The organism is Streptomyces gottesmaniae, from assembly GCF_031845845.1.
Taxonomy (GTDB): Bacteria; Actinomycetota; Actinomycetes; order Streptomycetales; family Streptomycetaceae; genus Streptomyces; species Streptomyces akebiae.
On record NZ_JAVRFJ010000020.1, the window covers coordinates 154153 to 169311 of the forward strand.

Consider the following 15159-nt stretch of genomic DNA (forward strand, 5'->3'; position numbering starts at 1 on the left):
CAGTGGTGGTGTTGTCGGTTCTATCCGGGGTGGATGCCGATGGTGGTGAGGAGGTGTTGCTGCTGGGGGTGGAGGGTGGTCCAGCGGGTGCGTTGCCGCTCGGTCCATCGCTGGAGGGCGGGGGAGTGCTTCTGGCCGGAGCGGTAGTGCAACAGAGCCTGTTGGTAGGTGCGTTGCCAGATGCTGGGCCAGGGCGGGTTCCACCAGGGATCGATGGTGTCGAGGGCTTGGGGGGTGGTGGGGGAGAGGCGGCCTTGTCGGGCTTTGCGGCGTGTTTGTACCAGCCAGCGGCCCAGGGGGAAGCCGTCGTGGTGGGTGTCGGTGCTGGGGGAGAGGTGGCCGTGGAGGGCCCCGTAGGCGCGGGCGTGGGTGACTCCGGGGCTTGCGAGGTAGACGCGGCTGGTCCGGCGGGGGCCGGCGGCTTCTTCTGAGCCGGGCGTGATTCCCAGGTCGGTCAGGAGTTTCTGCTGTTGGGGGCGTAGATGTGTCCAGGCGGCGTGTTGTGCTCTGATCCAGCTTCTGACGTCGGCCGGCAGGCCGGTGGGGCGGTTTTGTGTGGTGCGGGCGCGGGTGTAGGCGCGTTGCCAGGCAAGGTCCCAGGGCGGGTTCCACCACGGGTCGATCGCGGTCAATGCCTGGTGGCGGGCGTTGGGGGTGGCATCGCGTCGGGCTTGTTGGCGTTGGTCATTCAGCCAGCGCCCCAGCGGGAAGCCGTCGTGGACGGTGGAGTAGGCCACGGCCAGGGTGTGGTGGGTGGCGGCGTAGGCGCGGGCATGCGTGAGTGCGGTCTCGGCGTACGGGTTGATGGGACGGGTGCGGGCTCTCTCGCGGGTGAGGCCGATGTCGGCCAGGAGGCGCTGCTGGTCGGGGTGGAGGTCGTCGTAGTGGGTGCGCTGCTGGCGGAGCCAGGCGCGTTGGGTGGGGGCGAAGCTGCGGAAGTGGTGGTCGGTGTCGAGCCGGTGGCCGGCTCGGACTTGGTCGTGGATGTGCTGCCAGGCGCGTTGCCACGCCAGGCTCCAGGGCGGGCACCACCAGGGATCGATCTTGTTCAGCGCCTTCGCCGCGGCAGAGGGAGGTGTACCCCGGTCGGCGTCGGTACGGGCGTGCTGGCGTTGCCGGCGCAGCCATCGTCCGAGCTGGAATCCGTCGTGGACGGTGTCGATCGCGGCGGCGAGGGTTCGGTGCGTTGCGTGGTAGGAGCGCGCGTATCCGAGGCCGACGGCGAAGTCGGCCTCGCGCTCGGCGGGCCGGGCGGCAGCGCCGCGCGCGGTCTCCATTGTCAGTCCGATACGGGCGAGCAGGTCCTGTTGGTCGGGCTGGAGGGTGTCGTACTGGGCGCACTGGGTGGTCAGCCATGTGGCGAGTGCGCTGCTGGTGCCGGGGAATCCTGCCGCGGCGTCCAGGACGTGGCCGCCTTGGACGTGGGTGTGTGCCTGGTGCCAGGAGCGCTGCCATTCCAGTGTCCAGGGCGGGTTCCACCAGGGATCGATTGCCGACAGCGCCTGCGCCCGGGGTGAGGGGGTGCAGTGGTGGTGCTGGTGGGCGCGGTCTTTGCTGCGCTGGTTGGACAGCCACTGTCCCAGCTTCAGTCCGTCCTGGACGGTGTCGGTGGTCGCGTTCACCAGCGTGCCGTGGGCTTCGGCGAAGGTGCGGGCGCAGGCGAGGGCGCGCTGGAAGTGGGTGGCCATGTGCTTGCGGCGGGGCCGGGCCGCCCGGGCACTGTCGCGGGTGAGGCCGATGTAGGCCAGGAGGCGCTGTTGTGCGGGGTGCAGGTCGTCGTAGCCGGTGCACTGGTTGTACAGCCATTCGCCCAGGCCGAAGCTGGTGGCGGGGAAGCCGTGTTCGGGCCGCAGGCCGCCCCGGGCGCGGGCGTGGTCGCGGGCTTCGTAGTAGGAACGCTGCCACATGACCGTCCACGGCGGTCTCCACCACGGATCCAGCGCCTCGAGTTCCGCGACGTGTTCGGGTGGCATCGCGGGGAATTTCCGGTGGTTCGACAGCCACCGGCCCAGGGCAAAGCCGTTGAACCGCTCGCCGATCGGAGCGGCGAGATGGCCGTGGACCGCAGCGTAGGCGCGAGCGTGGGCCAGGCCGGTGGTGAATGCCTGGTCCGAGGTGTGCCGGAGCCCCAGGTGCAGCCGCGTACCACCCGCAGCGTTCTCGCCCTTGTTGGCGATGTCGCGGTAGGCGGTGAGTTCGCGGGCGATGGGGCGGGGCCGGTGTGCCATGTGCAGCGTCCACAGCCGGTCGGCGACGGCTGTGTCCGCGTCGGCTCGTACGCAGTGCTGCACCCAGAGCAGCAATGGACCAGCCGAGGTGGAGGCGATCTGTTCGGGCAGCCACGGCCGGTTCGTCACCCGCGCCAGCTGGGTGACCAGACCAGGGGCGTGAGCGAGCGTGTGGGGCAGATGTCCGCCGGTGTCGGCGAGCATTCGCTGCCTGGTGCGTGCGTCGGTGAGGACTGAGGTGAGGGCGACGGTCTCGGGGTAGGTGACCGCGTCCCTGGCCAGCAGCCGCCACCAGCCGGGATCGGCCCCCTGGGGCGTGAGTTGGCGTACCCGGCGGGGCCACTGCTCTTCTTCGGGCCACTGCTGTGCCCACCAGGAGACGACGACGGCATGCGCGACCTCGAACGCGCGGGCGGCGTCCGGCCGGTGGCGCAGCAGATCCAGATGCCGCCGGTGCGCCGCGACCACCTCCGCGAGCTCCACCAAGTCGACCTGCTCGGTGTCGGCCGGCGCGCCGTCGATCCAGTGGGTGCCGAGCATCCAGCGCCGGTGGCGCGGGCAGATGCGGGTGTGCGGCTGCAGATAGAGCCGGGCGGGCTTGGTCCGTCCGGTGCGTGTGGCCGTGCACAGCCGGCAGCCTTCCCCCGCGGCCGGCACCACGGCCCCGAACCGGAACCGCCCGGCCGCACCCGCCCCGTCCGGCGAGACGGGCTCTTGGGCGGTCCAGGCGGGCAGAGCCCGCTGAAGGATCTCCTCGGGCACGCGGCAGAACGCGGAGACGCGGGCGCGGGCTTCGGCGTTGAGGTACACCTCGCCGTCCGTGCGGTAGCCCTTGAACAGGCCTCCGCCGACCTGGAGCAGGGCGGGGATGAGGTCTCTGACGCCGAGCCGGTAGCGGTCGGCCAGCCGGTCCAGGTACGACAGGTTCGTCTCGCCGCGCAGCGGGGCGAGACGAACCGGCCCCGGACGTGCCTCTGCTGTCCGAGGCGGCTGCGGCTGTGGTGGAAGAGAGTCGAGCATGAGGGAGCAGAGGTCGTTCCTGGCGGGCTCGGATGCATCTGCATCCAAGTAGTCGCCAAATGGGGGATCAGGACGGACAGTTGGGGCGGACGCGCAGGTCAGGGCTGGCGTTGCGAGGGCATCCGGCGGCGGTGCGGTGCCCGGGCCCGTTGTTCGGCGGCGCTGTCGAGCTCGATCTGTTCGAGGAGCTTCTTGGTGATCTTCTCGGTGCCGTCCAGCAGGGACACCAGGGCGGCTTCCCGGATGAGGTGGGAGAGGCTGCCCATGCGGCCGCCGGTGCGGGCGTGCAGGTAGGCGGCGTGCGTGACCAGCGTGCCCGGCCGGTGATGGCGCAGCCGCAAGGCGCTGTCCATGCTGCGCACGAGGTCGTGCCAGATCTGTTTGTCCGCGCTGCTGCCGTAGCGCAGGGGCTGGTTGCGCACGATTTTGAAGCGGCCGGCGAGCTGGGAGCCGCGCACGCCGGTCAGCAGCGGCGAGGATTCGACGTCGATGCCGGAGTAGACGAAGGTCGCCGGGATCCGCTCGCCGAGGTACTTCAGCTGATCAGAGGTCTCGGCGCCGGCCCGGCTGCGGGTGTCCATCAGGTGCACGTCGTCGACCAGGACCAGCTGGGTGCTCATCTCGCACAGCAGCTCGCACACGGCGTTGGTGATCTGGATCTGGTTCATCCGTTCCAGGGCGGGCAGGCCGAGGAAGCGGGCGAACTCGCTGATGAGCATCTTCGGGGTGGAGGACGGCGGCACGGTGATGAACAGCACCGGCAGACGCCCGTCCTGGTTGGGGTGGCGGCGCCGGTCGGCGAGTTCGACGGTGCGCCCGAGCTGCTGCATCGCGGTGGTCTTCCCGGTGGTGGCCGGCCCGGAGATGATCAGGCCGCGCCGGGCTCCGCCCTGCTGGCCGCGGTTGAGCAGCAGCAGGCGGCGTACCGCGGTGGAGATGGTGTCCATGGCGGGGGTCTTCAGCACCACGAACCGTGCGTGGTAGTCCTCCCGCTGCTCCAGCGTCCACTCCTGGTCGTCGGCCTCCCGTGCCGGTGCGTGGGGCGTGTCGACGAACTGCTGCCACCCGTCCCACGTGGTCAGCGGACTGAACGTGCTCGTGGTGGCGGGCTGCGCCGCTGTCACCATGCCTGAGCCTCCTGGTACGGGTCGTAGATGCGCATGCCGCCCGCCCCGGTGGCGTCCAGTGTCTGCCCAGCGGACTGGTCCGCGGTGTCCTGGCCGTCGGCGAGGGCGGCGAGAAGGTAGTCCTCGCCGTCCGGGTCGTCCTCGAGGTCGTCCAGGCTGTCGTCGGTGTCCCAGCCGTCGCCGTCTTCAAGCGGGACGGTGAAGGAGCCGGGCAGCCCGAACGAGGCCCCCGGCGCCAGAGGCACTGGCCACTGCTGCCCGGTGGTGGCGGGAGCGGAATCGGTCATCTGCGCGGCCGCCTGGGCGCGGGCGGCTACCGTCCGCTCTCGCCTGCTGCCCAGTCCCTGGCTGGCACGGCGCAGTAGCGCATCGAGTGCCTGGGCGATCGCTGCCTCGTGCTCTTCACGGCCATGTCGGCGCTGGACGGTGCGGCGGACGTGGTCGAAGGTGAACGCGGTGAACGGGCGCCTCACCCCCGCCGCGTGGACCCACGGCACTTCCAGCCATCCCTCGGGCAGGCGCACCCACACCCGGTTCGGGTCGTAGGGGTTGTGGTGGACCTCCCAGCGGCCGTTCTTGTCCGCCCGCGGTGAGCGGCGACGCCGGTAGGGGTTCAGGCCGGGGTGGTCGTAGGTGCGGTAGCCGAAGCGGATGCCGTAGTCGTTGATCGCCTGCCACCGCAGGGGCAGCAGCTCGACGTAGTCGTGGGCGGACAAGGGCACTGGTACATGCCCCGTCACGGCCACCAAAGCTGCCCACATTTCGTTGGGTGAGACGGCGACCCGCGGCATCATCGGGTGCCGCAGCGCCTCGTGCCGGCGCTCCTGCCACCCGCAGATGACCCACTCGTCCAGCAGCTCCTGCAGCTGTGCCAGGCTCCAGCAGGCATCCTGCTCCGCGGCCGCGCCCCGCTGGGAGACGTCCGAGCCGGTGTGGCCCGGCAGGTACTGGCTGAACCCGTCGGCGATGGAGCGGAAGGTCCGCTCCACGTTCCCCTTGGCCGGGCCGTTCGCCGGCGGCACCGGCTGCACCGACACGCCCAGGCTCTCGCACGCCGAGACGAACGAAGCCGACACATAAACCCGGCCCTGGTCCACGACCACTGTCTCCGGCATGATCACCGGCCGGGCAGCCGCCCCCTGAAGGCGCGCGTCCAACGCGATCAGCCGCTCATACGGGATGACCGACCGCTGCATGGACAGCGCCGCATCCCACTCCGGCCGCATCGGCGCTGGCACCACCATCTGCGCCAGCAGCATCGCCGCGTCCACCGACGTCGTGCCCACCGGACGCAGCACCGCGGCGCAGATGCTGCGCGTCGCCACGTCCAGCGCGATGCTCAGCTCAAGACGGCCGGTCACACCGTCGTCCAGCACCGCCATAACGTCCAGCGGCGTGCTGTCCAGCATCACCAGCTCACCCGGGCGCAGTGCCACCGTCGGCGTGAACGGCGGCGCCGGCCGCGACACATGCCACCGCCGCTGCGCCGCCGTCCCCAGCAGCCCCTGGCCGTCGGCCACCGCGTGCACCAGCCGGTTGAACGTCGACGAAGGCGGCAGCGCCACCACCCCAGGGCCGTACTCCTCCTCCAGCAGCCACCCCACCCGGCGGCGAAGCCGCACCAACGTGCCCGTCGACCGCTCCCGCTGCCCCTCCAGCACCTTCCTGACCGCCGCGACCACCCGCTCATCGGCCCGCCCCACCGCCGACCGCTCCCTCACCGCCCGGCCGTCCACCAGCCCCCACAAGCCCTCGCTGCGGTAGCGCGCCCGCATCCGGCGCACCGTCGCCGCACTCGCCGACCAGCCCGCCGCCGTCAGCTCCTCGGCCTTCGCCCGCTCGCGCTGCGCCAGGCTCCGCGTGGCCGGATCGAACTGCTCACGCGGGGCGCTCTGCCCGACCGTGTCAGGGAAGCCGGTCTCCACCTCCCGCACATGCCGCTGCCACGCCAGAGCCCGCTCCCGCACCTCAACCGGCAGTGCCTCCAGCAGGCCGAACGGCGGCACCCTCCCCGGCGCCGTCCCGCCTTCCACCTCAAAGGACGGATGAGCGAACAGGTAGGGCAGCAGTACCACCGCCGCGGCGCCTTCGTCGGTCACCAGTGTGGCCCGGGCGCCTTCCAGCACGGCGAGCGTCCATACCCGTCCGTCGTAGCGAAGGCGCGCCCCGACCTCGACAACCACCTGCGTCACGCCGCTTCGGCCTCCTGCCGCGCGACCGAGACGACCACGCGCTCGTGCAGCGGTTCGTCCAGCCGCACCCGCAGCACCCCGCTCCACAGCGCGTGAAAGACCGCAGGCCACACGGCGATCGGATCCCCCAGCCCACACACCGCTTCCACCGCCGGCCGCGGACTGCCGAAGGCCTCCAGCAGAGCCGGCATCCACGGACCCGCGGCGTACCGGGGATGCCGGTAACCTGCCAGCCACCGCACGTTGGCCACCAGCACCGGATCCGGCGGCTCCGCGAGCCGGTAGGACCAGCCCGCTGCCTCGGCGGCCGCCGCCACAACCCGTGCCCGCGCCGCCAGCCGGGCAGAGGGCCCGCTGCGTCCCGCGCAGTCGAGCAACAGGCCACTGCCGTCCTGAAGCCTGGCCATCAGCTGCGGCGCATGACCGACAGCCTTGCCGTCCTCACGCCACACCAGTTCCACCGGCCGGCAGGCCAGCGCCACCACCGCCGGATCCCGGTCCAGCAGCATCAACTCGGTCCGCATGACACCGGACCCGTACGCCACCAGCCGCCCGGTCGTCGACGACCACCACCAACCCGGAGCCACACGCCGCCCGGGCCGGACGGGAAAAGGCCGTACCGCAGGAGAGTCCTCGAAAGGGACGTCCTGCGCAGCCTCAAGCCACGGGACCTGACGCGAGCACCCCAGAGGGTCTCGAAAGCGCACATCGATCAGGCTGGCGTCTACGGCCGAACCGCCTTCGCGTCGCACAGCACCATCCGTGCTGTGCGGCCCGGGGATGCGGCACCCGCCCTCGGGTACCGCGGACGATGCGGCCTCCTGGCTGCTGTCGATGATCACGTACCCCACACAACGCCATGCCTGACCTGCCGCGCAGGAGAACCAGCCGGTAACCGCAACATCGGTGCAATCGCGGGTTGTTGGGCTGCGCGGGGCACCCAGGGCGCCGGGCGGCGGCACCGGTGTCAGTGTAGAGTTCTGCACTTTCACCCCGCCGCGCAGCACCTTGTCGGCAACGGCTGGCCGACTGCCGACTGGCCCGCGCCGCCGTTCGGCAGCTGCCGGCCGTGTCAGTCCCCGACCTCACCCGCCGCGAGTACCTCGGCCAGCTCCTGGGCGCTCAGGCGGGACCACGCGGCGACCTCCTCCAGTGCCACCCCGGCGGCGACGGCCGCGGTGGCGGTGTGCACGAGGGCCTCATCGATCAGGGCGGCACTGCGGCTGAGGTGCTCCAGCAGGGTGCGGGCCACCTCGGCGGTGGTGCCGCTGTGCACGCCGCGCAGCTCCACCAGCTGTTCACGCGCCTCGTCGACCAACTGCGTGATACGGAACCGCTGTTCGGCGCTCACCGTAGCCCGCCACCGGGTCCCCGAGCCGCCCGACCGGGCTTCTGCCGCCAGGACGCGCAGCTGACCAGCCATCGTGGCGGGCTGCTGCTCCCGCTTCAGCCGCCACGGATCCTCCCGCCACCCGGCCGGCCCCGTCTCGTGGCGGCGGGCGCGCACGATCGCACCCCTCCAGTCGTTCAGCGGGCTGCCGTGGTCAGCCGCAAGTTCGGGTCCCAGCCATGTGCGGCCTACCAGCTCGCCCAGCCGGTGACAGAACGCATCGTCGGCGCCCCGCGCCCGAGGCTGCATCCCGCCGCTTGCCCGCCAGGCCACCTCGGCCATGGCCGGCTCCAGCAGCGCCTGTGCCACGGCCGTCACCTCCGGGAAGATCGCCGCGTCCCGGCCCACGATCCGCCACCACCCAAGCTGTGATCCCGCGTTGCCGCCTGCCAAGTGGTGCAGACGGCGCGGCCAGACCTCCTCCTGCTCCCAGTACAGAGCCTGCTCCCACCAGCGGGCCACCACCGCATGCGCCAGCGTGAACGCCTGCTGCGGCTCCACCCCGGCGCGCACCGCACGCCGTGCCACGCCCGGCCACCGCCGCTGCGCGGCCACCACCTCCGGCAGCAGGCGCAGATCGAGGTGTTCCAGCGGCTGGTCGGCGTCCGCGTCCAGCAGCCAGCGCCCGTGCCGCAGGCAGACCCGCTGCCGGCGCGGCACATACCGCACCGCCCGCAGGGCCTGCCCGGTGCGCCGCGCGGTGCACAGGCGGCAGCCGAACGCTGCATCCCCCGCCACCGCGACTGCCGCCCGCCACCGTGCCTGCGCCAGGGAGGCGTCCCGGCCGGTGCTGATCGTGGGATCGTCCACGGTGAACGACGGCAGAGCGCGCGCCAGCACCGCCGGTTCCACTCCGCACAGCTCGGCGAGCACACCCCGCCCGGCCCCGTTGAGGACGACCTCCGCATCTGCCCTCACACCACCGCCGTCGTGCCGGCTGGGGGAGTTGCGGCACGTCCACAGCCGCATCACGCTGCTGGCTGCGAGACCGTAGCGGGCAGCCACCCGGCTGATCAGCGACGCGGTCAGCTCCCCTGCCAGCGGCACGGTTCGCAACACACCTGCGGCCACACCTCACCCCCGATGTCCTCTTCGGCTCGCAACGCGACTGGACAGGTTCCTGCCCCGGTCGGCGCCGGGTCAGTAGTCGAGGTCGAGGTAGTCGATGTCGTTGAGGGTGACGTCGGAGAGTCCCAGAGCGCGGGCTCCGCCGTCCTGGAAGTAGATCTCTTTGAATCCTTCGGCGATGATCCCCCGCATCTCCTGGTCGCTGGCACCCGTGTTGCGGGCGTCGAACAGGCGTTGCGCGTAGGCGGGGGGGAGGTGCACGGTCAGGCGCCGGAAGCGTCCGTCGTCAGTGGTGCCGATGGGTGCGGTGTACCCGAACCGGGCCCGTGTCTCCACCGTGATGCCGCGCGTGGTGGCGGCCTGCTTGCGGCGGCGTTTGCGGACCTGGGGCTGCCACCGCTGCCGTACGGCGTCGTCGATCCGTTCGGCGATGGCCTGGGGCGGGTGTTTGCGTTCGCCCTTGCGGTAGCGCTCCACCGACCGTTGGCTGACGCCGAGCTCCGCTGCGACTGCTTTGGTCGTCTTGAGCTGCTTCATCAGGAAGTTGATGCGTGCCTGGAGTGTCTTGGGTGGCTGGCGGGTGAAGGCTTCCCGGTCGGCGCGTTCGATGGCGTCGTCGATCTCTCCGGCCACGGCTACTCTCCTTCGTCGTGGACGGCGTCGCCGCCTTTGATGTGGCGGGCGGGGTTGTGGCCCTGTTCCATGAGGTCGACCGCCCACAGCATCGGCTGGACGCCCTCGAGCTTGGCCAAGCCGGGTGTGGGGCCGAGGCGGAATCCGCCGGGCTGGGGCTTGCCGGAGGCGGCGTAGGGGAGGAAGTCGAGGGGGCTGTCGCCCGGTGAGGGGTAGACGACGCAGTCGGAGAGTACGGCGAGCGGGTAGAGGCCCGTCATGGTGGCCATGTTGCGCAGTTTGCGGTGCATGTTGATGCGGGCCTTGGAGATGACGGCGGCGCGGATGTCGGGGCGCCAGGTCGGCCGCTGGAGGGCCGACCACGGCTCGCCCTCCTTGTACTTCTTGCCTTGCGGGCGCTCGCGCAGCTTGCCGATGCCGCCCTTCACCGTGGCCTTGATGGCGGCCAGGACGGCCGCCATCGCCGGGTCGACCTCCTTGTGCCGCTCCATCGCCGCCAGGAACTCCGCGTCGTTCAGGTCCTTGGTGACGCCGAGGTCGGCGAGGGTGTCAACGTAGGCGGCCTTGAGGCGGTCGTGCCACGGGTCCAGGTACGCGCCGGTCTCGCGGCGCAGGTACCCCTCCAGGGGAGCCACGTTGTAGCCGAGTTCCTGGGCGTAGGCGACGGTGTGTGTCTGGTACCAGGCCGGTCCCGTCGGACGCTCGCCGGTCGGTGTGAAGGGCGAGGGCAGACACGGGTCCACCTCGACGTGGGACAGGTCGACCAGCCAGCTTCCGGGGATCTTCGGGTTGAACGTCGGGCCCACGAAGTGGTCGGGGGCGGACAGGCCGACGACCAGGCGGGCCGCGGCGGCAAGGAAGGCGGTGTTCAGATCCAGGCCGACCGCGAAGGGCAGGGTGCACTCCTCATCGTTGAGCAGGTCCACCGGCCGCACCCACTGGTACGCCTCCTCGTTCAGGAACCCGCCGCTCCAGCCGCTGTCGACGACGACCGGGTGTTCGGGGGTGGCCTCCGGCGGCGCCGGGTCCATTGGCTCGGTGCCCAGCGAGCCGGGGTTGTGGCCGGGCACCCAGTTCCCCGTCAGCGGGTCCTGCACCGCGCGGGTGGGCGGGCGCAGCGCCGTCATCAGCTCCAGCCCGGACACGGCCGTCGACCCTCGCGGGGTGATGACCCGCTGCGCGTACACCCCCAGGACGCGCGCGATGTCGGCCGGCTCCATCTCCGCAACGCCGGGCCAGGACCGCTCATCGAGAGCGTCCCAGGGCAGGATCGCCAGCTGCACGCACTGCCGCTCGCGCCCCTGGGCCTTGCGGTAGATCCTTGCCCACGGCCCGAACCCGCGCTGGGTGAGCCGCCACTTCGCCTTCACCACCTGCTTGACCACCGGGTGATCCTCCGGCAGACGCAGGGAGCGGCGCTGCTCGTGGCCTTCCAGGCGCTCGGGCAGCCCGAGATTCACGGCGGCCGCGGCGGTGAGCACGATCAGCGGGTCGCTGTCTTTGCCGTTGCGGTGCAGACGTGGCGCACCGAGCCCGGACTCGCGCAGCGTCCACTCCACCAGCTCCACCACGGTGGCCGCGGGGCAGTCGAGCACGATGCCGTCCACCCCGTACGCGGAGCCGTCACCGTCGAGCACAGCGAGCGGCCCATGCGGGAACCGCGGATCGGCTGCCGGCTTCGCAGCCTTCTTAGGGGCCGGACGCCGCGATGTCGCCCCAGCCGGGGTGGCGGGACGCGCCGGTCCCGCCCCTGGAACGTCAACAGGCTGAGGGGCGTTTGTCGTCTCCAGCTTGGACGCGGCCGGTGCGGCGGACGCAGCTGGCGCCGTCGCGGCAGCCGAGACGGCGCCGGGGGCGGGGTACTTTGCCGCCCATCCGTTCAGCAGCCGCTGGTAGGCGTCCAGGCGCGGCGACTTCGGCTCGCTACGGCCGTTCTCCCAGTTCTTCACCGACTGGGTCGTGGTCTTCAACGCGGTGGCCAGGCGGGCCTGGGTGATGCCGGCGGCCTCACGCAGCCGGGCACGCTCCGCCGGAGGCGGGAGGCGCGGCTCCTCGTTCAACAGAGCGTCGACGGACGCGAACAGCTCTTCCTCGGATGGCATGACCCTGCACCCTCGCTCCAGGCAATCCTTAACCGTAAACTTATCCCACTCCTTAACCTTGATGCGCCCATTCCAGCGCGGCGGGTGCGGCGAGTTTGCCGACGATGGGCTTCGCGCAGCGTGCTTACGGTCGTCGGGGAGGGGAAGTGTGATCGCCATGACGAGCGTGATGCAGCACTACGGTCTGCTGTGGACCGACCCTGACGGTGCCCCGCAGGCGTCGGCCGGCAGGTACGACAAACGGTCGGCGAAGCGCCGCCGCACCGAACTCAAAGCCGTGGGCTGCACCCGAGTCGAAATCGTGCCGGTCAGGCCGGGTGACGTTCCCGAGCCGGTTTCCTGAACGAAGCGGAACGCAGACAGAACTCTGCGAGCAGAAGTCCCGCCCAGCAAGCAGCCCCCGCCACGCAACAGCGTCGACCAGCCCCTGAGCCATCCCTCACTCGAACAGACCGAGGTCCGCGAGCAACTGGCGCCGTGCATCGGGCAGCGAGTCTCGCCTGCTGCGCATGTTGCTGCGCCACACTCCGAGCTTCACGACGTGCTCCTGGCCGTCAACCACGATGATCTCTTCGTGGGCCCGAGGAACCGTCACAGAGCCCTCGCGGGCCTTGTACTGCGCCAGGGCCGCGACGCCCTTCTCGAAGGCCCCAAAGGCCGTGGCGGGCGCCTTGGCGGGTGTTCCCGGCTCGGGGGCCACCGGCACGATGCCGAGCTGCTCCAGGCGCTCACGCTGCCCGTCCGACAGGACCTGCCAGACCTTCGGCGTCCGCTGCTTGGCCAGCCATTTCCCGATGTCCATGCCGTGGACGGTGACGCCGGGCAGGACATGGACCCCGCCGGCCTGGCCGTCTTCGCCGGGCACGAGCTCGCGCAGCGCGGCGTAGTGCCGCTGCCACTCCGCGGGCCACTCCGGCTTCCAGTCCTCGTCCACGGCCTCCAGCGCCGTCTTCCACTCCGGGTGGCCATCCAGCGCACCCGGCCGCCTCAAATTCGCGAGCCACATCCCCAACGGCCGGTCCAGCATCTTCGCGGAGCGGGGCGCGCACAGCGTCCAGTGCTGCGCGTAGTACGCCTTCGCGGCCTCAAGGTTCTCCTGGAACCGCTCATCGGCCAGGGACCAGACCATGCCGAGCTGTTCGAGCCGTCGGGCGCGCTGGCCGGTCATCTGCCCGGCTGTATAGACGCGTCGTTGTTCTGCGACCCATTGTCCAAGTGGTGTCGCACCCTCGCGGTGTCCGTAGGGCACCCTCGCGTTCCCGACCCGCTCGACGTACGTCTTCAGTTTCGCCCAGCCGCGTGCCCAGTCCTGGCGTTCGGTGTCGATCACGTTGAAACTGACCCAGTCCGCGACCATCACAGGATCCCTGGGGGCAGCAAAACGCAGCAGCAACCGGGATTCTTCCTCGCCCTCTTCTGGCGCGACACCGATGTTCACCGACGACTGCGCCACGTCCTTCTGAGGCTCCTGCGGAATCGCGAGCAATTCCACGGCCTCTTCATCGTGAGCGCGCAGACCTTCCAAGACTTTCACCAACGGGCGATACGATCCCGAGGTGAACATATCCTCGGGCTTTTCTCCGGGCTGGAGAAATACCGGTACGATCAGGGAGGCGACTTTGCCTTCTCCTGGCTTTTGACGGAGCGCCCGGCCGATGGCCTGGACGATGTCGTGCGGAGCACCCTTGGGGTCCAACAGGGCAACGCTGTCCACCGCTCTGATGTCCACTCCCTCGCCCAGGACACGGCAGTTGGAGAGCACGGCCCGCTGCGCCGTGGACCCGAACGAACCCAGGACCTCCCGCCGGCGCTCGGGGACGTGCTCGCCGCACAGCCAGTTGGCCCAGATCCGAGCGGGGTACTTCTCGGGCTGATCAGCGTGCAGCTTCGCGGCCACCCGCTCCAGGCCCTCCGCGTACGCCTGGGCCTCGACGGTCCGGTGGTGGAAGGTGATGCACGTCTGAAGGTTGTGCTGCGCCATCGTGTGCAGCAACGCGGCCTGGAGGGCTCCGAGGCGCTGCCCGCGGACCTCTTCGGTGTGTCGTTCCTCGCCCATCAGCCGCTCGGGCGTGACAACCGGGTCCTTCAGTTCCAGGACGATGATCTGGTACCGCGCCAACAGGCCCCGGGAGACGGCAGAGGCGAGCGAAAGCTTGTACAGGACGGGCCCGAAGACCTTCTCGTCATCCATGCTCGCCGCCATCTCCCGCGGCAGCGGATCCCGCACCCCCTCGGCAACCTCGCGGTTCAGCCGCTCCTCCCAGATCCGCGGCGTCGCCGTCAGGTACAACCGCCGGTAGGCCGGGATGACGCTCTGGTCATGGATGTCCGCCCACGCCTTACCCATCGAGCCACTTGTCCGATGGGCCTCATCAACCACCGCAAGGTCTACTGGATCAAGCTTCTGACCGTAGACACCCTCGAACGCCTCCGCCAGGACACCCAGGCTGGCGTACGTCGCGTAGATGGTCACGGGCCCGGAGCCGTGCCACAGCGCCAACTGGATCGGGTTCGTCGTGGAGCGCACTTTCAACGACCACAGCTCCGGGTCGTCCTGGAGCGAACACACCGCCACCGCTGGCCCTTTATGGCCTGCCTCGTGCCACGCCCTCACCGTCTGCGCCAGCAGGTCCAGGGTCGGCACCAGCACGAGCACACGTCCCCTGGGCACAAGCTGCCTCGCCGACGCGGCAGCCATGATGGTCTTCCCCGTGCCACACGCAGCGTGCACCTGCCCACGAAGACCATTCCAGGGAATTCCACCCGGCGGAACATCAAGACCGCGCACAATGGCAGCAACGGCCTCGATCTGGTGGTCACGCAGCTTCACGGACATGCCCCGTGTTCTCCTTTTCGCGGAATGCAGCGCGTAATAGCAAATGGAAACCAGGCGCAAGGGTGCGCGGCGGTAGGGGTGTAGCATCTGATCCCAGACTCTACACAGAGACGATTCGTGATGCATCACTGCGAACCAACTTCTGCACCCGAGGGTGACACCTGACTCAATCCCATCCACGAACGGCAGGTTGTCCTATATGCTGACAGGGTGTTGGTGAACACATTGGGACAGTCAGACGATGGGGGAGGGGTTCAGGGTGGAGCGCAGCGGAACCCGTCGCTACCGTGAGGCCGGCACTCCGTCAGGCCGACGACCTGTCATATCCGTTGCAGGGGTGGTGGCTGGGAATCCCAAGCCCTACACAGACCCGCGCTTGATGCACACCCCTTACTGCCAGCCCCAAGAATCCCGCTTGCGGGATTCCATCAATTCGCGCTTGCGCGAATTGATACGCATTTAGAATTCCGCTTGCGGAATTCGATTCCCGCGCTTGCGCGGGAATCTGGCGAAGCGTCAGCGGAGCCGTTTCCTATGCAGCGCGCCAGCGCTGCATATCCCGC

The 15159-nt window shown here is 70.2% G+C and carries 9 protein-coding genes; 1 reads left to right on the forward strand and 8 read right to left on the reverse strand.

Features of this window, described 5'->3' with window-relative positions; all coding sequences use genetic code 11:
* Window positions 1-20 precede the first annotated feature (20 nt).
* The 7 genes from RM704_RS23355 to tap form a co-directional block, all read right to left on the reverse strand.
* Complete coding sequence (locus RM704_RS23355) at window positions 21-3248, reverse strand: Helicase associated domain protein (RefSeq protein WP_033528232.1); 3228 nt, start codon at window positions 3246-3248, stop codon at window positions 21-23.
* Between the two features lie 98 nt (window positions 3249-3346).
* A complete protein-coding gene (locus tag RM704_RS23360) occupies window positions 3347-4375 on the reverse strand; it encodes a TniB family NTP-binding protein (protein WP_033528233.1) in 1029 nt (342 codons plus the stop codon).
* On the reverse strand, window positions 4369-6567 hold the full coding sequence (locus tag RM704_RS23365; protein WP_033528234.1) for a TnsB C-terminal domain-containing protein: 2199 nt from the start codon (window positions 6565-6567) through the stop codon (window positions 4369-4371). The genes RM704_RS23360 and RM704_RS23365 overlap by 7 nt, the downstream gene beginning before the upstream one ends.
* Window positions 6564-7256: a TnsA-like heteromeric transposase endonuclease subunit gene (locus tag RM704_RS23370; RefSeq protein ID WP_078937190.1), complete on the reverse strand. Its 693-nt coding sequence runs from the start codon at window positions 7254-7256 to the stop codon at window positions 6564-6566. The genes RM704_RS23365 and RM704_RS23370 overlap by 4 nt, the downstream gene beginning before the upstream one ends.
* Before the next feature lie 383 nt (window positions 7257-7639).
* Entirely contained in the window at window positions 7640-9004 is a 1365-nt protein-coding gene (locus RM704_RS23375) for a TniQ family protein (RefSeq protein WP_192829691.1), read from the reverse strand.
* A gap of 93 nt (window positions 9005-9097) precedes the next feature.
* On the reverse strand, window positions 9098-9658 hold the full coding sequence (tpg, locus tag RM704_RS23380) for a telomere-protecting terminal protein Tpg (protein ID WP_311591144.1): 561 nt from the start codon (window positions 9656-9658) through the stop codon (window positions 9098-9100).
* A gap of 2 nt (window positions 9659-9660) precedes the next feature.
* The gene (tap, locus tag RM704_RS23385) at window positions 9661-11760 is read right to left on the reverse strand and encodes a telomere-associated protein Tap (RefSeq protein WP_033528237.1); all 2100 of its coding nucleotides are present in this window, start codon (window positions 11758-11760) and stop codon (window positions 9661-9663) included.
* A gap of 157 nt (window positions 11761-11917) precedes the next feature.
* Between tap and RM704_RS23390 the strand changes: the two genes are divergently transcribed.
* The gene (locus tag RM704_RS23390) at window positions 11918-12103 is read left to right on the forward strand and encodes a DUF8636 domain-containing protein (RefSeq protein ID WP_282089577.1); all 186 of its coding nucleotides are present in this window, start codon (window positions 11918-11920) and stop codon (window positions 12101-12103) included.
* Between the two features lie 96 nt (window positions 12104-12199).
* On the opposite strand, the gene RM704_RS23395 is transcribed toward RM704_RS23390, so the two are convergent.
* Window positions 12200-14596, reverse strand: coding sequence for a DEAD/DEAH box helicase (locus RM704_RS23395; RefSeq protein ID WP_033528239.1), 2397 nt, complete (start codon window positions 14594-14596; stop codon window positions 12200-12202).
* Window positions 14597-15159 lie beyond the last annotated feature (563 nt).

Coding starts and splice junctions, on each gene's coding strand:
- tap (WP_033528237.1), bottom strand. CDS start 11,760: ATGCCATCCGAGGAAGAGCTGTTCGCGTCCGTCGACGCTCTGTTGAAC.
- RM704_RS23360 (WP_033528233.1), bottom strand. CDS start 4,375: ATGGTGACAGCGGCGCAGCCCGCCACCACGAGCACGTTCAGTCCGCTG.
- RM704_RS23395 (WP_033528239.1), bottom strand. CDS start 14,596: ATGTCCGTGAAGCTGCGTGACCACCAGATCGAGGCCGTTGCTGCCATT.
- RM704_RS23355 (WP_033528232.1), bottom strand. CDS start 3,248: ATGCTCGACTCTCTTCCACCACAGCCGCAGCCGCCTCGGACAGCAGAG.
- RM704_RS23390 (WP_282089577.1), top strand. CDS start 11,918: ATGACGAGCGTGATGCAGCACTACGGTCTGCTGTGGACCGACCCTGAC.